The sequence below is a fragment of the Mannheimia haemolytica genome, from assembly GCF_004342115.1.
GTDB classification, from domain to species: Bacteria; Pseudomonadota; Gammaproteobacteria; order Enterobacterales; family Pasteurellaceae; genus Mannheimia; species Mannheimia haemolytica.
Map to the genome: position 1 here is coordinate 51,079 of NZ_SMAC01000001.1, position 22,468 is coordinate 73,546.

At 42.6% G+C, this 22,468-nt stretch carries 21 protein-coding genes, 2 pseudogenes and 1 other annotated feature (1 of these 24 cut by a window edge); of the genes and pseudogenes, 11 read left to right on the plus strand and 12 right to left on the minus strand.

The annotated features are described in order from the left end of the window. Positions 1–65 precede the first annotated feature (65 nt). The 5 genes from accB to dapD all read right to left on the minus strand — a co-directional run bounded on the left by accB (position 66) and on the right by dapD (position 3,364). Complete coding sequence (accB, locus tag EDC41_RS00285; protein WP_006251482.1) at positions 66–533, minus strand: acetyl-CoA carboxylase biotin carboxyl carrier protein; 468 nt, start codon at positions 531–533, stop codon at positions 66–68. Positions 534–785: 252 nt separating this feature from the next. Beyond that, entirely contained in the window at positions 786–1,568 is a 783-nt protein-coding gene (locus EDC41_RS00290) for a glycosyltransferase family 32 protein (protein ID WP_006251481.1), read from the minus strand. 9 nt (positions 1,569–1,577) lie between these two features. Continuing rightward, on the minus strand, positions 1,578–2,015 hold the full coding sequence (aroQ, locus tag EDC41_RS00295) for a type II 3-dehydroquinate dehydratase (RefSeq protein WP_006250163.1): 438 nt from the start codon (positions 2,013–2,015) through the stop codon (positions 1,578–1,580). 6 nt (positions 2,016–2,021) lie between these two features. Beyond that, positions 2,022–2,480: a GNAT family N-acetyltransferase gene (locus tag EDC41_RS00300; protein ID WP_006251480.1), complete on the minus strand. Its 459-nt coding sequence runs from the start codon at positions 2,478–2,480 to the stop codon at positions 2,022–2,024. A gap of 59 nt (positions 2,481–2,539) precedes the next feature. Next, entirely contained in the window at positions 2,540–3,364 is an 825-nt protein-coding gene (gene dapD / locus EDC41_RS00305) for a 2,3,4,5-tetrahydropyridine-2,6-dicarboxylate N-succinyltransferase (RefSeq protein WP_006250161.1), read from the minus strand. Between the two features lie 126 nt (positions 3,365–3,490). Here dapD and EDC41_RS00310 point away from each other — a divergent pair, with 126 nt between their 5' ends. The 3 genes from EDC41_RS00310 to ftsN all read left to right on the plus strand — a co-directional run bounded on the left by EDC41_RS00310 (position 3,491) and on the right by ftsN (position 5,890). Beyond that, positions 3,491–4,174, plus strand: a complete 684-nt coding sequence (locus EDC41_RS00310) for a M15 family metallopeptidase (protein ID WP_006251479.1) — start codon at positions 3,491–3,493, stop codon at positions 4,172–4,174. Next, positions 4,171–4,923: a class I SAM-dependent methyltransferase gene (locus EDC41_RS00315; RefSeq protein ID WP_006251478.1), complete on the plus strand. Its 753-nt coding sequence runs from the start codon at positions 4,171–4,173 to the stop codon at positions 4,921–4,923. The genes EDC41_RS00310 and EDC41_RS00315 overlap by 4 nt, the downstream gene beginning before the upstream one ends. 130 nt (positions 4,924–5,053) lie before the next feature. After that, a complete protein-coding gene (gene ftsN, locus EDC41_RS00320) occupies positions 5,054–5,890 on the plus strand; it encodes a cell division protein FtsN (protein ID WP_006250158.1) in 837 nt (278 codons plus the stop codon). 41 nt (positions 5,891–5,931) lie between these two features. Here the strand turns inward: ftsN and EDC41_RS00325 are convergent, their stop codons facing one another. Continuing rightward, positions 5,932–7,113: an FAD-dependent oxidoreductase gene (locus EDC41_RS00325; RefSeq protein WP_006250157.1), complete on the minus strand. Its 1,182-nt coding sequence runs from the start codon at positions 7,111–7,113 to the stop codon at positions 5,932–5,934. 106 nt (positions 7,114–7,219) lie between these two features. Here EDC41_RS00325 and EDC41_RS00330 point away from each other — a divergent pair, with 106 nt between their 5' ends. Both EDC41_RS00330 and EDC41_RS00335 read left to right on the plus strand, forming a co-directional pair. Beyond that, complete coding sequence (locus EDC41_RS00330) at positions 7,220–7,555, plus strand: hypothetical protein (protein WP_006251477.1); 336 nt, start codon at positions 7,220–7,222, stop codon at positions 7,553–7,555. Between the two features lie 131 nt (positions 7,556–7,686). After that, positions 7,687–9,219 carry a YifB family Mg chelatase-like AAA ATPase gene (locus EDC41_RS00335; protein ID WP_006251475.1) on the plus strand — a complete coding sequence of 511 codons (1,533 nt, stop codon included), beginning with the start codon at positions 7,687–7,689 and terminating at the stop codon, positions 9,217–9,219. Positions 9,220–9,267: 48 nt separating this feature from the next. Here EDC41_RS00335 and menH read toward each other — a convergent pair whose 3' ends face one another. The 4 genes from menH to EDC41_RS00355 all read right to left on the minus strand — a co-directional run bounded on the left by menH (position 9,268) and on the right by EDC41_RS00355 (position 13,949). Next, a complete protein-coding gene (gene menH / locus EDC41_RS00340) occupies positions 9,268–10,107 on the minus strand; it encodes a 2-succinyl-6-hydroxy-2,4-cyclohexadiene-1-carboxylate synthase (protein WP_006251474.1) in 840 nt (279 codons plus the stop codon). A gap of 48 nt (positions 10,108–10,155) precedes the next feature. Then, the gene (gene menD, locus EDC41_RS00345; protein ID WP_006251473.1) at positions 10,156–11,862 is read right to left on the minus strand and encodes a 2-succinyl-5-enolpyruvyl-6-hydroxy-3-cyclohexene-1-carboxylic-acid synthase; all 1,707 of its coding nucleotides are present in this window, start codon (positions 11,860–11,862) and stop codon (positions 10,156–10,158) included. A 180-nt stretch (positions 11,863–12,042) separates the two neighbouring features. Further along, complete coding sequence (dctM, locus tag EDC41_RS00350; protein ID WP_006251472.1) at positions 12,043–13,326, minus strand: C4-dicarboxylate TRAP transporter large permease protein DctM; 1,284 nt, start codon at positions 13,324–13,326, stop codon at positions 12,043–12,045. After that, the gene (locus EDC41_RS00355; protein WP_006251471.1) at positions 13,326–13,949 is read right to left on the minus strand and encodes a TRAP transporter small permease; all 624 of its coding nucleotides are present in this window, start codon (positions 13,947–13,949) and stop codon (positions 13,326–13,328) included. Before EDC41_RS00355 ends, dctM begins: the two co-directional genes overlap by 1 nt. 223 nt (positions 13,950–14,172) lie before the next feature. Between EDC41_RS00355 and EDC41_RS00360 the strand changes: the two are divergent. Next, a pseudogene (locus EDC41_RS00360) lies at positions 14,173–15,120 on the plus strand (IS110 family transposase). 136 nt (positions 15,121–15,256) lie between these two features. On the opposite strand, the gene EDC41_RS00365 reads toward EDC41_RS00360, so the two are convergent. Further along, on the minus strand, positions 15,257–16,252 hold the full coding sequence (locus EDC41_RS00365; RefSeq protein WP_006251468.1) for a TRAP transporter substrate-binding protein: 996 nt from the start codon (positions 16,250–16,252) through the stop codon (positions 15,257–15,259). 182 nt (positions 16,253–16,434) lie between these two features. Next, positions 16,435–16,722: a YfcZ/YiiS family protein gene (locus EDC41_RS00370; protein ID WP_006251467.1), complete on the minus strand. Its 288-nt coding sequence runs from the start codon at positions 16,720–16,722 to the stop codon at positions 16,435–16,437. A 118-nt stretch (positions 16,723–16,840) separates the two neighbouring features. Between EDC41_RS00370 and EDC41_RS00375 the strand changes: the two are divergent. The 5 genes and pseudogenes from EDC41_RS00375 to mglC all read left to right on the plus strand — a co-directional run bounded on the left by EDC41_RS00375 (position 16,841) and on the right by mglC (position 22,200). Beyond that, positions 16,841–17,244 (plus strand): annotated as a pseudogene (locus tag EDC41_RS00375) (PACE efflux transporter). A gap of 104 nt (positions 17,245–17,348) precedes the next feature. Then, positions 17,349–18,341, plus strand: coding sequence for a substrate-binding domain-containing protein (locus tag EDC41_RS00380; protein WP_032844668.1), 993 nt, complete (start codon positions 17,349–17,351; stop codon positions 18,339–18,341). 274 nt (positions 18,342–18,615) lie between these two features. Continuing rightward, on the plus strand, positions 18,616–19,605 hold the full coding sequence (mglB, locus tag EDC41_RS00385; protein WP_006251464.1) for a galactose/glucose ABC transporter substrate-binding protein MglB: 990 nt from the start codon (positions 18,616–18,618) through the stop codon (positions 19,603–19,605). 71 nt (positions 19,606–19,676) lie between these two features. After that, a complete protein-coding gene (gene mglA, locus EDC41_RS00390; protein ID WP_006251463.1) occupies positions 19,677–21,176 on the plus strand; it encodes a galactose/methyl galactoside ABC transporter ATP-binding protein MglA in 1,500 nt (499 codons plus the stop codon). A 13-nt stretch (positions 21,177–21,189) separates the two neighbouring features. Further along, positions 21,190–22,200, plus strand: coding sequence for a galactose/methyl galactoside ABC transporter permease MglC (mglC, locus tag EDC41_RS00395; protein ID WP_006251462.1), 1,011 nt, complete (start codon positions 21,190–21,192; stop codon positions 22,198–22,200). A 176-nt stretch (positions 22,201–22,376) separates the two neighbouring features. Next, positions 22,377–22,468, plus strand: a sequence feature (His leader region); it runs 54 nt beyond the window's last position.

Sequence of the window (22,468 nt, forward strand, 5' to 3'; positions counted from 1 at the left end):
ATTCCTTGTGTTCTAGAAAATGTAGGGCGTGTTGCACACGCCCGTTGGATAATTTAAGGAAGAGCTTATTCAATGATGAATAATTTTTGGTCGAATTCTACCGGTTCGCCATCATTAACTAAGATTTCTTTTACCACACCGGCTTTGTCTGACTCGATACGGTTCATCATTTTCATTGCTTCTACAATACATAACGCATCACCGATTTTCACGGTTTGACCCACTTCAACGAACGGTTTTGCATCTGGGCTTGGGCTACGGTAGAAAGTCCCCACCATTGGTGAAAGCACTGCGTGGCCACTCGTTTCTGCGGCTTTTGGTGCTTCAGCCGGAGCTGCAACAGGTGCTGTCGAAGCTACTTGAGGTGCCGCTGGTGCAACAACAGGAGCTGCTGCATATTGAACTGCAGCTGGTGCAACAGCTGGAGCAGCACGGCTAATACGCACCGTACCTTCTTCTTCAGACACTTCTAACTCGGTAATGCCAGATTCTTCAACTAATTCAATAAGTTTTTTGATTTTGCGAATATCCATAATAAGATTCCGTATGTGATTAAATAAAATAAAAAAGAGAACTCCACATTTGGGGTATAAATTCAAATGTAGAGTTAAAAAATGCTGGGCGTAGAATACCTGAATTTCGCTAATTTTGCGAATAAAATCTGATAATTTTGGCGAAAATGGACGATTTTAGCATTCATCGTACCAGTTAGGATTTTTGGAAAATGGTGACTCACAAGCGATTGAAAATTGCCAATTTTTTGTAAAAAACAACCGCTTGTCAGATTATTTCAATAAATCTTCATTTTTCTTGTAATTCCACTTGCTACCGGGCTTGTCGATATACTGAAAATATTCGTTGGTAAACGTACCTTGAGCACAAGTTACTTTGTCTCGGCGGAAATTTACTTCTTTATCACCAATGGCATTATTTAGGGTGTCAGGACCGGTCATAACAAACACGCCACCTTCAATCCGACGATTCTCAATATTGCTGATAATCAGCTCAAGGGTGTCTTTTAGAATCCAATTTCCAGCTTCCGAAGCCAAGAAAAAGTTGGTGTATTTATCACGGCGTTTAATTAACACTTCGCTATCATTTTCGCCAATAATTTTAGAGAGTGGGTAAACCAAATGCCCGTCAATATCAATATAAATGCCACCTTCTCGGAGCAAAGTAAAAATTCGCCAAAAATCAGCTTGTGCCGCACCATCGGTTAATTTGCTATAGGCGTTAAAGGTGCGTTCATCGGCGTTGGCCTTGATGTATGCCTCTCGTTCTTCTGTGCTAACGTAGCGATAATCGTAGCTCAATGACATTAGGCGGGTAAACAGATAATTCGCATACATTGGCAAGGTGACTTTGTTAGAATAATTCGTTTGCCAAATGGTTTTGGTAATTTTGCTCGGAATGCTTGATTGGATTTTTGCCGGGCTATATTCCGGAATGGTGAAACGTTTTTTCGGAAAAAGTGCATGGAACGGATAACTCAATATTTTGACGATATTACCGAATAAACGGAAGACTCCGTTACAGATCACAATAAATTGTTCATTTTTAACAGCCATTTTATTACCTTATGCTTTTAAGTGTGAAATTGCAAAATCCAACGCATATTCATAGCCTTTTGCCCCTAAACCGCAAATAACGCCTTTTGCAATATCACTTAGATAGGAGTGATGGCGAAAAGGTTCACGGCTATGAACGTTAGACAAATGCACCTCAACAAACGGAATCGACACACTCAATAACGCATCACGAATTGCCACGCTGGTGTGAGTAAATGCCCCGGGGTTAATAATAATAAAATCGGTATGCTGAAAGGCTTGGTGAATACGGTTGATAATCGGCTCTTCACCGTTGGCTTGAAAGCTCTCCAGCTCAACATCTTGGGCCGCAGCCAATTTTTTTAAGTGGTTTTCAATATCCGCCAAAGTTTGCGAACCGTAAATTTGTGGCTCACGTTTGCCCAACATATTTAAATTCGGGCCGTTAAGGAGAAGGATTTTTTTCATATTTACTTATTCAACTTGTAATTCATAATTAAGCCATTTACGGTTTTCTTTCGCCCCCAAGCGTTGATAAAAACGAATACCACCGTCATTCCAAGGAGCAACTGTCCATTTTATTGTCTTACAATGATGTGCCTTCGCCTCATTTTTCAAGGCTTGCATTAACGCCTCTCCCACTTTCTGATTCCGAGCAGTTTCATCAACATAAAGCTCTTTCATATAAATAGCGGGGCGGTTTTGGGCAGTGTAAGGAAGAAAATAATAAACCAATATGCCGATAATGTTAGACGCATTTTCAGCCACTAAACAGTAAAAATCGGGTGGGCTTTTGCGAAAGCCGGATTCCATTACAACTTCAGGAGTAATCGCAAAAGAATCGATATAGTGCTCAAACACAGCCAGTTTTTGCATCAGAGGGAACACTTGGTGGGTATCTTGTTCGACCATTTTGCGGATTGTAAATGCCATAAAATTCCTTACAAGCGGTAAAAAAATCCCTCACTTTTGCAAAGCGAGGGAGGTTTTAATTATTCGTCAATAGAACGTAATAAGTCGTTTAAGCCCACTTTGCTTAAGGTTTTCTCATCCACTTTTTTCACAATCACCGCACAGTAGAGGTTGTGTGAACCATCTTTTGATGGAAGCGAGCCTGAAACCACAACAGAGCCTGCCGGCACACGGCCGTAATGTACTTCGCCGGTTTCACGGTCGTAAATTTTGGTAGATTGACCGATAAACACGCCCATTGAGATCACGCAGTTATCTTCGACAATCACGCCTTCTACGATTTCAGAACGTGCACCGATAAAGCAGTTGTCGCCGATGATGGTTGGGTTCGCTTGTAATGGCTCTAACACACCACCGATGCCCACGCCACCAGAAAGGTGAACATTTTTACCGATTTGCGCACAAGAACCCACTGTTACCCAAGTGTCCACCATTGTGCCTTCGCCAACGTATGCACCGATGTTCACGAAAGATGGCATTAACACCACGTTTTTCTCGATATGTGAACCTTTACGCACCACCGCACCCGGCACGGCACGAATGCCATCTGCTTTGAATTGCTCTTCGGTGTAGTTGCCGTATTTGGTTGGCACTTTGTCGTAGAATTTGGTTTCTGCACCGTCGATGATTTCATTGTCGGCAATACGGAATGAAAGTAATACCGCTTTTTTCACCCATTGGTTTACTACCCACTCGCCATCTTTTTTCTCGGCAACACGCAGTGAACCGTTGTCTAATCCTGCGATCACCTCTTCTACTGCTGCTTTGGTTTCAGCATCAACGGTTTTCGGAGTAATTTCCGCACGGCGTTCAAATGCCGCTTCAATAATAGCTTGTAAAGACATTGTTGTGTTCCTTCAATATATAAATTAAAACAGAAAATTCGGCTCACTTTTTAACATAGAAAGGCGTTTATTTCCACAAGAAAAAACATATCGCAGAAATTTAGTTTATAATTCCAAGCCACTTATTTGATACAAGCGGTGATTTTTGTGGAAAATTTTGCAAATCTGCTTACCGGTAAAACGCGTGAGCATTTAGTGCCGTTGCCGAACGCTCTTTCGGATAAACATTACCTTCAGCCTCAGGTGGTTGAGGCTTTTTTGACGTTGCAGCATGCTGCAAAACAAGCCGGCTTTAATTTACAGCCTGCCAGTACTTTTCGTGATTTTGAACGCCAAAAAGGGATTTGGAATGCGAAGTTTAGGGGTGAGCGTAAGGTTCACGATGATAACGGGGTTGCGATTGATATGGCGGCGTTATCGGATCTTGAAAAGTGCAAAGCAATGTTGAGATGGTCTGCGGTGCCGGGGGCAAGTCGGCATCATTGGGGAACGGAAATTGATATTTTTGACCCTGATTTATTGCCGGAAAATACGCCTTTATTGCTTGAGCCGTGGGAATATTTGGAAGGTGGCTATTTTGCCGATTTAACCAAGTGGTTACACGTTAATGCGGAAACATTTGGCTTTTATTTCCCGTTTGACGGTAAACATTCTCGAGTGGGCTTTGAGCCGTGGCACATTAGCTATCGCCCGATTTCAAATGAATATGAGCAACGCTTTAACGATGAAATCTTAAAAGCTGCGTGGCAAGATGAAGAAGTGGCGGGTAAGGAATGCTTACTTGAACATTTTGAAGAATTACTAAAATGATCCAATTAATTAACGAAACCCAACAACACGACAAATTCCGCCAAATTTGCGAAAAATGGCAGCTGGTTGAAGATAAATCCAGCCCGTTAGCCTTAGTGCTAACGGAGGAACGATTGGAACTACGCAAATTAGACGAACCCAAGCTCGGGGCGATTGCAGTGAATTTTGTGGACGGTACGATGGCACATCGGCGTAAATTCGGTGGTGGGCGAGGTGAAGCCGTTGCGAAAGCGGTCGGCATTAAAGGGGATTATTTGCCAACTGTGATTGATGCGACAGCCGGTTTAGGGCGAGATGCTTTTGTATTAGCAGCGGTTGGTTGTAAAGTGCTGTTAGTGGAACGCAATCCAATTGTCGCTGCCTTGTTGGAAGATGGTTTAAACCGAGCTTATCAAGATGTGGAAATCGGCAGTTTTATGCAAGAAAGAATGATCTTAGCCGATGTTCGAGACATTTCTCAGCTAGATCCACAATCCCAAATGGCTGAGGTGGTGTATTTAGATCCGATGTATCCGCACAAACAAAAAAGTGCGTTGGTGAAAAAAGAAATGCGGGTGTTTCAACATTTAGTTGGGGCAGATTTAGATTCGGACAGCTTTTTCTTACCGGCAAAAGGATTGGCAAAAAAACGTGTGGTAGTGAAGCGTCCGGACTATGCCCCGTTTTTAGCGGAGCAAAAGCCTGATTTTTCACACACCACCAAAAATCACCGTTTTGATGTTTATCTTTCTCACCTGAAAAATGATTAAAGGTGGGTCAGGATCGGTTTTTAAAAAACTTTAACTTGAAAAGCTGCCTATGCGATAGGCAAGCGGTTATTTTTACAGTAAAATTTACAAATTATGTTATCGTTTATTTATATTTAAAAAGGCGGTTATCGTGCCACAACGTGATTATGTCGCTCGTTCCAACGAGAAAAAAAGTAAAAAAAATCAAAAAGAAAGTAATGTTAAAAAGATTTTAATGCGGATTATCGGGGTAATTTTATTCTTCGGTATTGGTTTATGGTTTTTGAAATCCAGTGCACCTGTACCAACAGTTCCGTCAGCACCGCAGCCTGCTAATTCACAGACTAAAAGCGAATTACCAAGTCGACCGGAAGAGACGTGGAGCTATATTCGTGATTTAGAAACCCGTACGGTAATTACCGATAATAGCCAAACTTCACAAGAACGTTTGGCACAATTAACGGCGGAACAAAAGCAGCAAATTGAAGAAAGACGCAAACAAGAAGAAGCACGCTTAGCCGCTGAGCAAGCTCAACAAAAGCCTGCGACCGATGTATCTGCTACAGAATTGGCTCCGAAAACAGAGGAAGTTAAGTCGTTAACGGAAGAAGAATTAGCAGCAAAAAAAGCACAGGAGCAAGCTTTAGCACAAAAGCAAGCGGAAGAGAAACGCAGACAAGCAGAGCTTAAAAAACAGCAGGAAGCGAAAAAAGAGCAGCCGGCTAAAATTGTAGCAAGTGCTGCAACACTGGCAGATAAAGCTGCAAATCAGGCGGGTAAATTTGGGTTACAGTGCGGTGCATTTAAAAATAAAGCCCAAGCCGAAAATATGCAAGCAAGATTGGCAATGGCAGGTTTTAACGCCCGTATCGCAAGCAGTGCCGATTGGAACCGTGTTTTTGTCGGCCCGATAGGTGACAGAGCGGCAACTTCCAGAGCTCAATCCAATGCACGCAGTGTAGCGGAATGTGTGATTGTGGCGATGTAAAATTGATTGAAATATTGAAGAGAGCTATAGGCTCTCTTTTTTTATATCCCAATCGCATATTTCAAGGCTTGCTTTTTGATGGGTGACACTTTATCAGCCAATACTAAACCGACATTGCGGGCAATTTTGAGCGGTAATAAATCGGTCTTAAACGCTTTATAAAACACGTCCATGCCTGTTTGCATCAGTAAATTATCCGGTTTACGTTTTTGCTCATAGCGTTGAAGCACCTGCTCACTTGCAAAATTTTTGCCTTTTTTGACCGCTTGTTCGATCACCTCAAGCAAGGTTTTAACATCTTTAAAGCCTAAATTTACACCTTGTCCGGCAAGCGGATTAATGGTGTGAGCCGCATCGCCGACTAATACCACCCCGTTTTGCACATAGTGCTGAGCGTGCTGGCGGGTTAGCGGGAAAGCCCCTGAAGCCTGCACCTGAATGTTGCCTAATTCTGCGTTGAGCCGGCTTGGGAAATGTTGCTCAATCGCAACTCCCAGCTTTTCTGCTGGAAGCATTTTCAGTTCGGCAATTTTTTGTGGCGAATCGTACCAAACAACGCAGCCGTGATTGCCGGAAAGCGGTAAAAAGGCTCGAGGGCCGGTTGGATAGAATTGTTGCCAAGTGCCGCTTGGAGCAGGTTTTTCGGTGGTAACGGTGGCGAGTAAACAGTGTTGGCGATATTGCCAAGCGGTTAAACCAATGCCCGCCCATTGGCGAACCTGTGAATTTGCACCGTCTGCGGCAATCAGCAGTGGGGCAGCAAAGGTGTTGCCATCAACCGTCACTTCCCAATACTCGCCCGCTTTATTTGCAAAAATTTGCTCAAATCCGACCGCTTGTAGGCAGTTTGGATATTGCTTTAATTGCTCCCATAACGCAATTTGAATAACGTTGTTTTCGACCATATCGCCGAGCTTTTCCAAACCCAAATCAGCTGCCGAAAAAAGAGTGTTGAATCCATCAATTTCCCAGGTTTCGAGCTGGGTATAAGGGGTGCTTCTCATTGCAACAATTTGCTCCCACACGCCCAATTTTTCTAACAGTTGAATCGAGCCCATACTAATGGCGGAAATTCGCAAATCGTAGTCTGAATCAGGATTAAAGGTCGGCAGAGGGTTTTTCTCCAACAAGGCTAAACGCAGCCCCTGTTTTGCTAAGCCTAGAGCTGTTGCTGCCCCAATCATACCGCCACCGATTACAATCATATCTAATTCAGTTTTCATTTTTTCTTCCTTTTTAGTTAGGCAAAATACTGCTAAAACGCCTTGAATTGTAGTGCATTTCAGATTAGGATCAAACCGATTTATCTATTTATCTAAGGAGCGTTTTATGTCTTGCAAAACTCATGCAAACCACGAGCACGAACATGGCGAAGGCTGTGGTCATACTGCTATTAAACATAACGACCATATCGACTATTTACACGATGGGCATTTACACCACAAACACGGCGATCACTATGACGAACACGTTTTAGAAGTGAATGAAACCAACCCGGCAGACTGTAATGCCGCCCATTGCTGCGGCGACCACGTTCATGGTGAGGGTTGCGGACACGAAGCTGTGCCGCACGGTGATCATATCGACTACATCGTGAACGGGCGTTTGCACCACCAACACGGCGACCACTGCGATGACCACGGGCCGGTTGAAATTGTGAAATAAGGTTTTTGATGGGAGGTTTTAGCCTCCCATTATTATTTTTGCGATCTCGCTCGAAAAATTGAACATTGCTGCTACCCCTCTTCCGATTTTCCTTTTATGCTCTCGGCATTGATTTCTAACACCGAAATGTGATGACCTTAGCGATTGTTTACAGCCGAGCCTCCATTGGCGTTGAAGCCCCGTTGGTGACGATTGAAGTGCATATCAGCAACGGACAACCAAAATTAACCATTGTCGGCTTACCCGAAGCCACAGTGAAAGAGGCAGGTGATCGTGTGCGGAGTGCGTTGTTGAACGCCAATTTTATCTATCCGCCACAACGGATCACGATTAACCTTGCTCCGGCAGATTTACCCAAAGAAGGCGGACGTTTTGACTTGCCGATTGCGATTGGCATTCTGGCAGCCTCAGGGCAAATTGATTCTGATTTATTAACGCAGTTCGAGTTTTTGGGCGAGTTGGCACTGACAGGGCATTTGCGAGGAGTGCACGGCACGATTCCGGCAGTGATTTCTGCCGATAAAGCCAAACGGCAGATGATCTTAGCCAAGCAAAATGCGAATGAGGCATCGCTTGTTTCCAATGCCACCACCTACTTTGCCGGCTCGTTGTTGGAGGTGGTAAATATGCTCAACAAACGGGATAAACTGCCGATTTGTCAGCACATTTCGCAACATTCTGCCGAAATTCGCCCGCTTGTCAGCCGAGATCTTACTGATATTATCGGGCAACAACACGCCAAGCGAGCCTTAATGATTGCCGCTGCCGGGCAACATAATTTGCTGTTTCTCGGACCACCGGGAACGGGTAAAACAATGTTGGCAAGCCGGCTGGCGGATTTACTGCCGGAAATGACCGATGAGGAGGCGATTGAAACCGCCTCGGTGACCAGCCTTGTGCAAAATGAGCTGAATTTTCAGAACTGGAAACAACGCCCGTTTCGTTCGCCCCATCACAGTGCATCAATGGTGGCATTAGTGGGAGGTGGCTCGATCCCCAAACCGGGGGAAATTTCACTTGCCCATAACGGTGTGCTGTTCTTAGATGAATTGCCTGAATTTGAACGTAAAGTGCTTGATGCGTTACGTCAGCCGTTGGAGGCAGGCGAAATTGTGATTTCCCGAGCCAACGCTAAAGTACAATTTCCGGCACGCTTTCAATTAATTGCAGCGATGAACCCAAGCCCGACAGGGCATTATCAAGGCACGCATAACCGCACTTCGCCCCAACAGGTAATGCGGTATTTAAACCGCCTTTCCGGACCTTTCTTAGACCGTTTCGATCTCTCTATAGAAGTGCCACTTTTGCCACAAGGAGCATTGCAAAGTGGGACGGAGAATCGAGGAGAGACCACCGAGCAGGTTCGCAAGCGGGTGTTTTTAGCCAGAAAAATGCAATTTGAGCGAGCAGGTAAAATCAATTCTCAACTCACCACCCGAGAAATTGAGCGAGATTGCCAATTATCGGCACAAGATGCCCTATTTTTAGAAACTGCATTGACAAAGCTCGGTTTATCGGTACGAGCCTACCACCGTATTTTGAAAGTTTCTCGGACTATTGCTGATTTAGCCGGCGAGGCGAATATTCAACAACTGCATTTAGCGGAAGCACTTGGTTATCGGGCGATGGATCGCTTATTGCAACGGTTGCAGGGGGAGCCCTAACACCTAGCACGGCTGAGCCGTACTAGGTTATATTTAGCCTACGGCTGATTAAGCCCCACTGGGGCTTTTGTGCAGCAGAGCTGCACCGTTATGCTTAACCGATTGCGACCGTAGGTCGCTGTCGGAGTGGAGTATCAATAACCCCAATTTCTCCACAAAATTTTTAGCATTAGCCCGATGAGCGTTATGCCCTGCATTAGCAATCAGTTGTGTTGGTAGTTGGTGGCTTGATGCCATTTTGCGAAATTTCTGATCCTTTTCACCGATAAAAAAGACAATATTCTTATCCGTCTGCTTGAGTTTTTCGGTGTAGTCAGGCTGTTTGGCGAGGCTGGTGGCTTCCAGCATTTGAGCAATTTGCTCTCCTTGATTGTGCTTTCTGCTATCAATATAACATTCTCTTTCCGTATCGCTTAAATCCGCAAAAACAGGCTGTTTGTACCAATCTTCAAGCACTTGTTCGATGGGTTCTTGACGGAAACGGTTTGCCCAATGGCGGTCATTTTGCCGGCGAATCTGGCGGTCGTTTTCTGTGCTTAAGCCGATATTCGCCCCTTCTAACACCACGCCCTGCAGATTCGGATTATCCATATTTAGCACATAATCGAGTGCCGCTCGTCCACCGAGTGAGTAGCCGACTAAATAGAAAGGTCGTGAGCCGATTAGGCTTTCAAGGGTGGCGTGTAGTTGTTGTCGCAGGTCGGCAAAATCGGCACAGGTAATGTGCTTACTATTTCCGTGAAAAGGAAGGTCAATGGTAAGCGGTCGAATTTGCGGAAAATTTTGCAAATGTTGGAGAACAGCTTGCCAGTCTTGTTGTGAGCCGAGTAGCCCGTGTAAGAAAATAACAGGTGTGCCTTGTTGAGCGTGCCATTGATAGGAAAGCATAGTCGATACATTTTTACCCCTCGCAGGATTGGCGAGGGGCAGTTGTGATTAGGCAATTTCCGCCTGTGAAATTTGTTTTAGCAATGATTTATACATATTGCTGCCGTCGTGTTCATTTACTTTGATTTCCACAATGGTAACACCTTTACGAGCATAGGCGTGTTTGAGTTTGGTTTTTAAATCAGCCCAAGTAAACGGACGGATATATTCCAGCCCAAACATTGTCGCCACTTGTGCAAATTCAAAGTTATGTGCCAAGCGGTAATATTGATCTTTCGCTTTGCTTTCAACCGGTAACATATCAAAAATTGCCCCACCGCTGTTATTCACCACAAATAAAATGGTCGGCTGGTTAATTTTGGTGAGCAATGCAATTGAGTTAAGATCGTGTAATGCGGAAATATCACCTACCACACCGACAGTCGGGCGGTCGCTACCTTTTGCAATGCCTGCCATTGTGGCAATTAAGCCATCAATGCCACTTGCCCCACGATTAGTGTAAACCGGGTAGCCTTCAGGCAATTTGCATAAGGCATCAACTAAACGCACAAATAAACTATTGCCGATGAATAGATTACCATTAATTGCTAAAATATCTTGAATATTATGTGCAAGTGATGCCTCACTTAAACTTCCACCCACTTGCTGCTCAATAAAGGTCGCACAGAATTGTGAAAGTGCTAAGGGTTCAAGCAACCACGGCTTTTGGCGAAGTGGTGGGTGAACACGCAAGAAGTGGTGTGCTTTAGCAACAAAACGAGTTTGATGATGTGCGTTCGGGTTAATGTAATCTTGCGACTCATCAACCAGCCAAAATTCGCCTTGATAGGCTTTTAAGAACTCATTCACTCGTTTGCTGACAATTTGTGTGCCGAATTGAATGATGATATCGGCTTGCAATAAACGTTGTTTCACGGTTTCGTTAGAGAGCCAAATATCCGCATACGGTAGGCTTGCTTCAATGCAAGATTGCACATCGCTTAATAAGCACCAGCCCATTGTTTCCGCCCAGTTCTTTAAGCCTGTGCCTTGCTCTGGCGGTAATTTGCCTACCACAATAACACCACGTTTGGTTCGCCAGTAATCCCAATTTTCGTGCATCGAGACTTCACTTTGAATTGCCTGTTGGTCAATCCATTTGGTTTGGGAATTATTCAACCAACCTTGAATTGGGCGTAACCAAGGGGTATTTAGAATTTCGTTAATGTCAGCTTCATAAAGCGGCTCTTCAAAAGGGGCATTAATGTGCAACACGCCTCCTTGTTGAGCTTGAGTAGTGCAAGCCTGTTCAATGGTTGAAACTAACCAGCTTGCATTATAAGCCTCGTTTGCTTTTGGTAAGTTTATGCTCGCAGCAGGATAATTTGCAAAAATGCCTTGTTGAGTAATGGCTTGGTTTGCACCACAACCAATTAATTCTGTTGGGCGATCTGCAGAAAGAATAATCAGGTTTTGATGGCTAAGGCTTGCCTCAATTACCGCAGGGTAAAGATTAGCAACCGCTGTGCCGGAGGTAACAATCACCGCAACAGGGCTATTAGTTGCTTTGGCAATGCCTAACGCATAAAAGCCTAAACCACGCTCATCAAAGTGGGTGTGGCATTCTGCATATTGGGTTTGCTGAAGTTGTACTGCCTCAAGGGTTAATGGGGTGGAACGAGAACCCGGTGCGATACAAAAATGCTTTACGCCATAACGCATTAACGCACTTAAAATCACTTTTGCCCAAGTGCGATTAAAAGAACTTACACTCATATTCTTCTCTACTCATTAATAATTCGATAAATAGCCCAAATTGTAGCAAAAAGTTAAATTATTTTGGTAAGTTTTTAGCAAAATAGGTGATTTTTAATAAAATTACCGCCCAATGCTGATGAGTAGCATTGGGCGGTAATCATAGATTTGTAAAAAATTTACAAAAAATAACCGCTTGTATTAATTAATTCCAATCCAATTCGGTAACGCCATCGAGATAGCAGGAATGTAGGTGATTAACACCAAGAAGCCTAATAGCAGTAATAGCCACGGCATTGCGGCTTTAATTACATCAGACAGTGGCATTTTCGATACCGCAGAGGCAACGAATAAGTTCAAGCCGATTGGTGGGGTGATCAAGCCGATTTCCATATTCACCACCATAATAATCCCTAAGTGGATTGGGTCAATGCCGAGTTGTACCGCAATCGGGAATAAAATTGGGGCAAGGATTAAGATAATCGCAGACGGCTCCATAAATGCCCCCGCAATTAATAGCACGATGTTTACCACTAATAGGAATGTCCACGGCTGTAAATTCCATTCAACCACTGTATTAGTGATGAGCTGTGGAATTTGTTCGGTCGTCAGAACGTGGGCGAATAACATTGCATTGGCAATGATAAACATCAACATTACGCTTAATTTGGCGGATTCCAGCAAGACTTTCGGGCAATCACGCAGTTTGACATCTTTATAGATAAAGACAGCCACAAACCACGAGTAAACCGCTGCTACCGCTGCAGCTTCGGTTGGGGTGAAGATGCCGCTGTAAATACCGCCTAAGATAATCACCATCAGCAATAAGCCCCAAATCGCTTTACGGGCGGCGGTAAACCACTCTTTTACCGTTGCACGAGGCTGTGCCGGTAAGTTTTTAATACGAGCGACAACGTAGATAGCAATCATCAATACCAAGCCAAGCATTAAGCCCGGCACAACCCCTGCCATAAATAATTTACCGACTGAGGTTTCAGTTGAAGCGGCATATACCACCATTACTACCGATGGCGGAATTAAGATACCAAGTGTACCTGCATTACAGATAATCCCCGTACCAAAACCGACCGGATAGCCTGAACGCACCATTCCTGCAATGGCAATCGAACCTACTGCTGCTACCGTTGCGGGGCTTGAGCCTGAAAGAGCAGCGAATAGCATACAAGACATTACCGCCGCAATAGCTAAACCACCACGAATATGACCGACGGTTGCATTGGCGAAATCAATTAAGCGTTTTGCTACACCGCCAGTTGTCATAAACGCACCTGCAAGCAAGAAGAATGGGATTGCAAGGAGCGTATAGTGTTCTGAGGTTTCAAATAGTTTGATGGCTAAGGAGCTGACAGAATCTTGGCTGAAAAACATAATAGTAACAGCACCAGCTAAACCGAGTGAAATCGCAATCGGCACGCCAAGAAACATTAAGATAAATAACAAGCTAAATAGCACTAAAATTATCATTATTCTTCTCCTTGTGCGAGTTTCATTGCGTCTTCACTTTCATCTGCTAAGCCTAAGCCCACTTGTTTGCCCTGTAAAATACGCACTAAAATTTCAATAAAACGGATACCGATTAAGGCAAAACCGACAGGCATAATTAAACCAACGTGCCACTGTTTGAGGTGGAATTGATGTAAATCTTCTGCTCCAATATCTGCCACATACATCGCTGAAATCCACTCATAGCTGGCAGAGGCAATTAAGAAGGCATAGGCTAAGCAGGCGGCAATCGCAATCAATCCTACGACTTTTTGGGCGTTGCGTGAGAGTTTTTTCACCAATACATCGACTCCGATATGCCCTGCGGTACGCACCCCATAAGACGCACCAAAGAAGATAAGCCAACCAAAGCAGACTTTGGTTAAAGCCACGCTCCAAGTCATTTCTTGAGCCATTTCCATAATCCATTCGCCTAACGGCTCAGCAAAACTCGCGGTAAACGGCACAGCTTCGGCTAAATCAAAGAAGACATTATAAAGGTTGTTAAACATCACATAAGTGAAGGTAACAAGCGTCATTACCATTAGCAAAATGGCGATAAAACACTCCTCAAAACGCTCCCAGAACCATTTTAAAGAAGACATTTGGCACTCCATAAAAATGTGGTATCGATGTTTTCTCGTAGGGGCGGGTCTTGTGCCCGCCCCTTGTATATCTCAAATGAGTTAAACTAAGCAACACAACCCGTTATCGGCATCTCGTCTCGTCCCTTGAAAGCACTTCGTTGTGTAGCTTAGAGAGCCGATAACTTTCATCACAAAAACCGAACAGTTGCACGAACACAACCCGAATACAAGGCAGGTTACGATGAATGAACTTAATTTCTGTGGCATTGATGTTGCTAAACGTAGTTTTGTTGTCGGTATCAGCAGTCGAAAACAGACCAAAACTTTTACCAACAACCCCAAAGGTATCCAACAAGCGGTGGAATACCTGAAAAATTGTGCAAATCTAAGCCTAGTTGTCTTAGAAAGCACAGGCGGCTTGGAAATCCCACTCGCCAAAGCACTTCATCGTGCGGATTTTCGGGTGGTGATTGCTAATCCACGCCAAACACATCAGTTTGCAATGGCTAAATCGTTGGCGAAAACCGATGCAAAAGATGCAAAAATGCTGGCATCTTACGCCAAAATGCTGGTTTTGGACGATGAGGTTGAAAAACAACTTTATCTTCCGCCAACACCTGAAATGGAGCAATTAGAAGCATTAGTTTTACGCCGTACCCAACTGGTTGAAATGCGGGTGGCGGAGAAAAACCGCCTTCATCAAGTCCACGACAGCCAGCGGGAAAGTGTCCAACAGTTGATTGCCCATTTTGACCGTTTAATTGATGAGCTGGAAACACAAATCAATCAAGCGACTGCTGTATTTGACGACACTTTAAAAAAGTTCAATGACATCAAAGGGATAGGTGCAATCACGAGTGCAACTTTGATGTGAATGCTCCCTGAACTCGGCAAGCTCAACCACAAGCAAATCGCTTCACTGGTTGGTGTTGCCCCACTCCCGAAAGAGAGCGGTAGCCAGAAATGGCATAGTCGCTGTTCGGGTGGGCGACAAGCGGTACGAAACGTACTTTATAATGCGGCGAATGTCGCCCGCCAACACGAACCGAAGTTCAAGGCATTTTATGAACGGCTGATTGCTCGTGGCAAACCGTTCAAAGTGGCGGTAAATGCCTGTATGCGTAAGCTTTTAACCGTGATTAATGCCATCGTCCGTGATGGCTCACAGTGGAATGCTCACGCGGTTTAATTAACGAATTTGTATCTTGCCAAAAATGTTGGGGAGATACAGTTGCTACACATCATTTCACATTATCAATAAAAATAAGAATGCGACGAGCCTAAAAAGCCACCGCATTCGCTCAAAAGAACAATAGATAAAGAGACTACTGTTTATTTGCCGCTTCGGCCGCTTTGATTAAATCTGCACCGATAGCATCTTCAAACTGCTTCCATACAGGGCGCATTGCTTCACGCCATTTTTCGCGTTGCTCATCAGTTAAAGTGATGATTTGCGAAGCACCTGAATCGACGATTTTTTGCTTATCGCTTTGGTTGAGATCGTGAGATTGTTTGTTCACTTCCACAGACACCTCATCTAAGATTTTGGTTAGTTCTGTACGCACATCTTCAGGAATTTTGTTCCAGAAATCGGTGTTCACGATAACCATATAAGATAATAAGCCGTGATTAGATGCAGTAATGAATTTTTGTACTTCGTGAATTTTTTGTGAGTAGATGTTTGAATACGGGTTTTCCGCACCGTTTACAACGCCTGTTTGTAAGCCTTGATACATCTCGCCGAATGCCATTTTACGCGGTACAGCTTTTAATGCTTTGAACTGTGCATCTAGCACTTCTGAAGCCTGTACACGGAATTTTAAACCACGAGCATCTTTCGGCTCACGTAACTCTTTGTTCGCAGAAAGTTGTTTTAAATCATTGTTCCAGTAAGATAAACCTGTAATACCTTTGTCTTCCATTGATTTTAACAATGATTGACCTGCTTCAGATTGCTCAAAACGTTCAACCGCTTTGATATCGTCAAACAAGAACGGTAGATCGAAAATTTGAATTTTTGGTGTGTATTTATCAAATTTAGCCAGTGATGGAGCAAGCATTTGTACGTTATTTAACAATAATGCTTCCATCTCTTTACCGTCTGCATAAAGTGAAGAGTTTGGATAAACTTCCACTTTCACTTTGCCGTTTAAGCGTTCGTCCACTAATTTTTGGAACATTAACGCACCCTGACCTTTCGGGGTCTCGTTTGCTACAACGTGTGAGAATTTGATGACGATTGGGTCATTAGCAAAAGCAGATACCGAGAATGCAGCAGTTACAGCTAATGCCGCAGCCAATTTTTTGAATGGTTTTAACATAATAATTTACTCCAAATAGTTAGTGGTTGCAAAGTTGTTCATAATTTGCCTGATTTTTACTAAAAGTAAACAACAAATTTTTAAAAATATGACATATATCTCAATTTTTTACATTATTGTTACTTTGGAGTGAAATGGAGTGCTTTTAAAGAGAAGAAAGGCTGGTTAAACCAGCCTTTCTATTAATTTCTTGTACCTAATTGGAAGATAACTACTTCAGCTTGGCAGCTAAATTTAAAATTAGCATTGAGTTCAACGCCGCCGTCCACAGGGCGGATTTCGCTCTCAATTTCGCACGGCTCGGATTCAACATCACGTGCTTTTTGAGTAAATATTTCTAATGCTGCTTGAGCTTCGGCTTCGGTTTCGTAAGTGCGAGTAATGTTTGCAACAGTTTCACTATTATCTAAAATTGAGCCGACATCAAAGGTATTGCAGCCTTCGCATTCAATGGGTTTATCGTTTTTCATTGGCTAATCCTCATAATTGATAAATAATATCACTACTTTAAAACTAAATAAGCGTGGGTGCAATCGTGATTTCACGATAATTTGATTTAGATAGCCTTTTGCAAATTTTGGAGGAAAAATGACCGCTTGGGAGCGTGTGCTACATGCAGTTTTATTTGAGTTTTTTGCCATTGTGTTTACCGTGATTTTAACATCACTGCTCACGGAACATAGCACAAGCTCGTTAGCGAGTGTGATTATTATGATCTCTGTTGTCGCAAGGGTGTGGAATTTTGTCTATAACTGGCTGTTTGATAAAGTAGTCAAGGGCGAGCGAATTGCAAGAAGATTGGGCATTCGGTCTTATTTGAAGGCGGGCTGTTGGTTTTTACCATTCCATTGGTAATGTATATGCTTAATATTGGCTGGTGAGAAGCCTTTGTAATGGATATTGGTATGACATTATTTGTGCTGGTTTATTCCATTATTTTTAATTGGATTTATGACCATTTACGCCTGAAATTTATTACATCGAACCAATGAAAATCTTTCTAATCTGTGAAGCCGATCACGGTTTCGCTTTGCTAAATTCGCTATGCTTTCGCTAACGTATTTCAACATAGGAAGAGGGACATTCTATGAAAACGATGAAACGTAGCCTATTAAATGCTTTTGTCTATACGCTAATGCTTGGGGCGAATGCGAGCTATGCTCAATCTGAACCTAGAATTGGCGTTACGATTTATAAGTATGATGACAACTTTATGATGTTGATGCGTAAAGAAATGAACAAGGAAATGGCGAATTTCAGCCACCTCAAATGGTTTATGAACGATGCTCAAAATTCGCAGGTAAAACAGTTAAAGCAGATTGAAACGTTGCTTAAGCATCAAGTTAATGTATTGGCAGTCAATATTGTTCACGCGAATGAATCGAAAACAATTGTAGAGAAAGCCAAATTGTCTAATGTGCCTGTGGTGTTTTTTAACCGCTCGTCTGATAACCAAGCATTAGAGAGTTATGACAAAGCCTATTTTGTGAGTAGTGATCCAAAAGAGGCCGGTAGAATCCAAGGGGAATTAATTGCGAAAGTGTGGAAATCAAACCCCGATTTCGATCTAAATAAAGACGGGAAATTGCAATTTGTATTGCTTAAGGGCGAGCCGAGTGATGTGAGCGCTGAGCGTTCTCAAGCTGTGGTTGAATCGCTTAATCAACAAGGTGTTCAGGCAGAAGAAATTTACAGTGACACGGCGAGATGGCGTAGAACATTGGCTCGCAATAAAATGAATGAGTGGCTGGTGGAAAACCGTGCAGCTGAGATTGAAGTTGTGATTTCAAACAATGATGAAATGGCAATTGGTGCTTTAGATGCGTTAAATGCACACGAGAAAAGATTGCCGATCTTTGGTATTGATGCCTTGCCTGAGACGTTAGCATTAATGAAAAAAGGGGAAATAGCCGGCACGGTATTAAATGATAGCTCTGCACAAGCGAAAGCGGTGGTGAAATTGGTATCTAATTTGGCACAAGGTAAGCCTGCTCTGAAAGATACGCAGTGGGAGAGCCATTCCTCTAAAACGATTTATCTTCCACATATTGGTATTGATAAGGAAAATTTAGGGCAATTTTTACCTTAAATGGAGGAGCGGGGCGTTATAAATACGCCCCTTATTGATGATAACAATCGGTCATTTTTCAGTAAAATCTTGCAAATCCTTTCTCTTTTCTTCCAACAGATTTGAATAGAGCGAATATTCAAATTTTATACTTCAAATTAAAAATTTCTCCACTTTGTCTTAATTCTGTGAGAATGATCACGGATTGTTTTTTTAAAATTAGTTATACTTTGCACCAAGTTGCTTATGGTAAGCAATTCATTTCCCTATAAACACATAAAAGAGGTGATCTCCTATGAAGAAAGCAGTATTAAGTGCAGTGGCAATGGCAGTCGCATTAGGTGCAACGATCAGTACAGCTCAAGCTGAAAACCGTATTGGTGTAACAATTTATAAATATGACGATAACTTTATGGCATTAATGCGTAAAGAAATCGAAAAAGAGGGTAAAACACAAAAAGTCGAGTTATTAATGAATGACTCGCAAAATACGCAATCTATTCAAAACGACCAAGTTGATGTATTACTTTCTAAAGGGGTTAAAGCATTAGCAATTAACTTAGTGGATCCATCAGCTTATAAAACAATTATTCAAAAAGCAAAAAGTGAAGGTGTGCCTGTGGTGTTCTTCAATAAAGACCCGGGTGCAGCTGCGATTGATAGCTATCCGAAAGCTTATTATGTAGGTACTGAGCCGAAAGAGTCAGGCATTATTCAAGGTGAGTTAATTGCAAAACAGTGGAAAGCCCATCCTGAATTAGACTTGAATAAAGACGGTAAAATCCAATTTGCCTTATTAAAAGGTGAGCCGGGTCACCCTGATGCGGAAGCACGTACTAAATATGTGGTAGAAAGCTTAAAAGCACAAGGTATTGACAGTGAGCAAATCTTTATGGACGCAGCATTATGGGATGCAGCCCAAGCTAAAGATAAAGTGGATGCTTGGTTATCAAGTGGTAAAGCGAAAGACATCGAAGTAATTATTTCTAATAATGATGGTATGGCGTTAGGTGCATTAGAAGCAACCAAAGCTCACGGTAGAAAATTACCAATCTTCGGTGTAGATGCATTGCCAGAAGCACTTCAATTAATCAAAAAAGGTGAATTAGCCGGTACGGTATTAAATGATGGTGTAAACCAAGGTAAAGCGGTTGTTCAGCTTTCTGCTAACTTAGCAGGCGGTAAAGATGCAGTTGCTGGTACACAATGGAAATTGGAAAACCGTGTGGTGCGTATTCCTTACGTTGGTGTCGATAAAGACAACTTATCTGAATTTTTAAAATAATTCACGCTTTTAGCACGGGTGATGGATACCCGTGCTTTTTTTCGATTTTTCGATGTAATCAGGGGTGAGATATGACAGGTGAAGTTTTACTCACAATGACAAATGTTAGCAAGTCATTTCCCGGGGTAAAAGCCTTAGATAATGCTAACTTAACGGTGAAATCCCATAGTGTTCACGCCTTAATGGGAGAGAATGGAGCAGGTAAATCAACGTTACTGAAATGCTTATTTGGGATTTATGCTAAAGATGAGGGAGATATTCTCTTTCTTGGCAAGCCGGTGAATTTTAAGACCTCAAAAGAGGCGTTAGAAAATGGGATCTCAATGGTTCACCAAGAGTTGAACCTAGTAAAACAAGTGACGGTAATGGATAACTTATGGCTAGGTCGTTACCCACTAAAAGGGCCTTTTGTAGATCACGATAAAATGTATCGTGATACTAAGGCGATTTTTGATGAATTAGATATTGATGTTGATCCACGTGATAAAGTAGCCAAATTATCGGTTTCACAAATGCAGATGATCGAGATTGCAAAAGCTTTCTCTTACAATGCCAAAATTGTGATTATGGACGAACCAACTTCGTCACTTTCAGAAAAAGAAGTCGAGCATTTATTTAAAATTATCCAAAAACTGAAAGACAGAGGCTGTGGCATTATCTATATTTCACACAAAATGGACGAAATTTTTAAAATTTGTGATGAAATTACCATTTTGCGTGACGGTAAATGGGTAAACACCGTTGCAATTAAAGATACCTCAATGGATCAAGTGGTTTCAATGATGGTAGGGCGTGAGCTGACCCAGCGTTTCCCTGAAAAAACCAATCTGCCGAAAGAAGTGATTCTTGAAGTTGAGCATTTAACGGCAAAAAATCAACCCTCTATTCAAGATGTCAGCTTTAGCTTACGCAGAGGGGAAATTTTAGGCATCGCCGGCTTAGTTGGAGCAAAACGGACTGATATTGTTGAAATCATTTTCGGTGTACGGGAGAAAGCAGGCGGCACTATCCGACTAAACGATAAAGAAATCAATAACCGCAACGCTTTTGATGCGATTAATAACGGCTTTGCATTGGTTACAGAAGAACGCCGTTCAACAGGGATTTATGCCAACTTAAGCATTGAGTTTAACTCTCTGATTTCAAATATGAAGTCTTATCTAGGTAAGTTCGGCTTACTGAGCAATAAAAAAATGAAAAGCGATACCCAATGGGTAATTGATGCGATGAATGTAAAAACGCCATCACACCAAACCCATATCGGCTCACTTTCCGGCGGTAACCAACAAAAAGTGATTATCGGGCGTTGGTTGTTAACCCAGCCTGAAATCTTGATGCTTGACGAGCCGACCCGTGGTATCGATATCGGGGCAAAATTTGAAATTTACCAGTTGATTTTAGAGCTGGCGAATAAAGATAAAGGCATCATTATGATTTCATCGGAAATGCCGGAATTGCTTGGGGTCACAGACCGAATTTTAGTGATGAGTAACGGGAAAGTTGCAGGTATTGTCGAAACCGCTCACACCTCGCAAGAAGAAATCTTGCAACTCGCAGCAAAATACTTATAACAAGGAGTGAATTATGTCTGCCTTACAACAAAATAAAACGCTCGATTTTTTTAAACAAAATGCGATTTACTTTGTACTTTTAATCTTATTAATTGTGATTATTGTGCAAGATCCAAGTTTCTTGAGCTTGCGTAACTTCAGTAATATTTTATCGCAATCTTCTGTGCGTCTGATTATTGCATTAGGGGTTGCAGGCTTGATTGTCACACAAGGAACCGACTTATCTGCCGGTCGTCAGGTAGGGCTTGCTGCGGTAATCTCGGCAACCTTGTTGCAATCAATGGAAAATATGAACAAGGTATTCCCAAACCTCTCGGAAATCCCGATTCCTGTGGTTGTATTAACCGTGTGTGCCATCGGTGCTGTCATTGGTTTATTTAACGGCTTTGTGGTGGCTTACCTCAACGTAACACCGTTTATTGCCACGATGGGAACAATGATTATTGTGTATGGTATCAACTCGCTTTACTACGATGCAGTAGGCTCATCGCCAATTGCAGGCTTTAGCGATGATTTCTCAACCTTTGCACAAGGCTTCTTCCGCTTTGGCGACTTTAGGCTATCCTACATCACTATTTATGCCGTGATTGCTACCATTATTATGTGGACGTTATGGAATAAAACCCGCTTCGGTAAAAACGTATTTGCTATTGGCGGCAACCCTGAAGCAGCACGAGTTTCCGGTGTAAACGTACCGCTTAACCTGATGGGTATTTATATGCTTTCAGGCATCTTCTATGCCTTCGGCGGTATGTTAGAAGCAGGACGTATCGGAAGTGCGACTAACAACTTGGGCTTTATGTATGAAATGGACGCAATCGCTGCTTGTGTGGTAGGTGGGGTATCCTTTGCCGGTGGTGTGGGTACTATCATCGGTGTAGTAACAGGGGTGTTAATCTTCACCGTTATCAACTACGGCTTAACCTATATTGGAGTAAACCCTTACTGGCAATATATTATTAAAGGTGGCATCATTATCTTGGCGGTAGCGATTGACTCACTTAAATATGCGAAGAAAAAATAGCCTATTGCTTGGAAACCTAGGAGCAAATCGCCATTTGCTCCTAGGTACGATACAAGCGGTTAAAAATGTTGAATTTTTTACAAAATTTTAAAGAAAACGTTTGCAATTGATTTTTAAAAAGCGTAAATTCCTAAACATTCAATTTTGGAGAATATTATGAGCTATTGCGTTAAACATCATCACTACCATTTGACCGATTAATCTTTCGGGCATTTGGCGTGTTCGGAAGATATCTTCCGAAAACCTGAAATGGCAAACGCAATCCAAA

Coding starts and splice junctions, on each gene's coding strand:
- accB (WP_006251482.1), bottom strand. CDS start 533: ATGGATATTCGCAAAATCAAAAAACTTATTGAATTAGTTGAAGAATCT.
- EDC41_RS00290 (WP_006251481.1), bottom strand. CDS start 1,568: ATGGCTGTTAAAAATGAACAATTTATTGTGATCTGTAACGGAGTCTTC.
- aroQ (WP_006250163.1), bottom strand. CDS start 2,015: ATGAAAAAAATCCTTCTCCTTAACGGCCCGAATTTAAATATGTTGGGC.
- EDC41_RS00300 (WP_006251480.1), bottom strand. CDS start 2,480: ATGGCATTTACAATCCGCAAAATGGTCGAACAAGATACCCACCAAGTG.
- dapD (WP_006250161.1), bottom strand. CDS start 3,364: ATGTCTTTACAAGCTATTATTGAAGCGGCATTTGAACGCCGTGCGGAA.
- EDC41_RS00315 (WP_006251478.1), top strand. CDS start 4,171: ATGATCCAATTAATTAACGAAACCCAACAACACGACAAATTCCGCCAA.
- EDC41_RS00325 (WP_006250157.1), bottom strand. CDS start 7,113: ATGAAAACTGAATTAGATATGATTGTAATCGGTGGCGGTATGATTGGG.
- EDC41_RS00330 (WP_006251477.1), top strand. CDS start 7,220: ATGTCTTGCAAAACTCATGCAAACCACGAGCACGAACATGGCGAAGGC.
- EDC41_RS00335 (WP_006251475.1), top strand. CDS start 7,687: ATGACCTTAGCGATTGTTTACAGCCGAGCCTCCATTGGCGTTGAAGCC.
- menH (WP_006251474.1), bottom strand. CDS start 10,107: ATGCTTTCCTATCAATGGCACGCTCAACAAGGCACACCTGTTATTTTC.
- menD (WP_006251473.1), bottom strand. CDS start 11,862: ATGAGTGTAAGTTCTTTTAATCGCACTTGGGCAAAAGTGATTTTAAGT.
- dctM (WP_006251472.1), bottom strand. CDS start 13,326: ATGATAATTTTAGTGCTATTTAGCTTGTTATTTATCTTAATGTTTCTT.
- EDC41_RS00355 (WP_006251471.1), bottom strand. CDS start 13,949: ATGTCTTCTTTAAAATGGTTCTGGGAGCGTTTTGAGGAGTGTTTTATC.
- EDC41_RS00365 (WP_006251468.1), bottom strand. CDS start 16,252: ATGTTAAAACCATTCAAAAAATTGGCTGCGGCATTAGCTGTAACTGCT.
- EDC41_RS00370 (WP_006251467.1), bottom strand. CDS start 16,722: ATGAAAAACGATAAACCCATTGAATGCGAAGGCTGCAATACCTTTGAT.
- EDC41_RS00380 (WP_032844668.1), top strand. CDS start 17,349: ATGAAACGTAGCCTATTAAATGCTTTTGTCTATACGCTAATGCTTGGG.
- mglB (WP_006251464.1), top strand. CDS start 18,616: ATGAAGAAAGCAGTATTAAGTGCAGTGGCAATGGCAGTCGCATTAGGT.
- mglA (WP_006251463.1), top strand. CDS start 19,677: ATGACAGGTGAAGTTTTACTCACAATGACAAATGTTAGCAAGTCATTT.
- mglC (WP_006251462.1), top strand. CDS start 21,190: ATGTCTGCCTTACAACAAAATAAAACGCTCGATTTTTTTAAACAAAAT.